Annotated in this window: 1 protein-coding gene; it reads right to left on the reverse strand. The window is 41.7% G+C overall.

Going from position 1 to position 271, the window contains the following annotated elements; all coding sequences use genetic code 11:
- The coding region (locus tag FD23_RS08920) for a DDE-type integrase/transposase/recombinase (RefSeq protein ID WP_340136958.1) at nt 1–271 on the reverse strand (271 nt) is incomplete at both ends.

Genomic DNA, 271 nt, shown 5'->3' on the forward strand with positions numbered 1-271 from the left:
CATGGTCATCACTTGCTTAAGGTCTGGGTGCCTAGAAATGTTGTAGGAGATGATTTCTTGGGTACAACCATCGATAATTGGAGAAAGGTAGAACTTTTGATCTTTAAGATGGAATTCAGTCACGTCAGTAAACCAATGTCTGTCAGGAATAATTGCGTAAAAATTGCGCTTGATTAAGTCTGGCTTGATCTTGCCTTGAACGCCGTAATAGCTGCTGTATTTGCGTTTCTTGCGGATTGAGATGGCGAATAAGCCCATCTTTTGCATGAGC

Origin of the sequence: Lactobacillus delbrueckii subsp. delbrueckii DSM 20074 = JCM 1012 (assembly GCF_001433875.1) — a bacterium.
Taxonomy (GTDB): Bacteria; Bacillota; Bacilli; order Lactobacillales; family Lactobacillaceae; genus Lactobacillus; species Lactobacillus delbrueckii.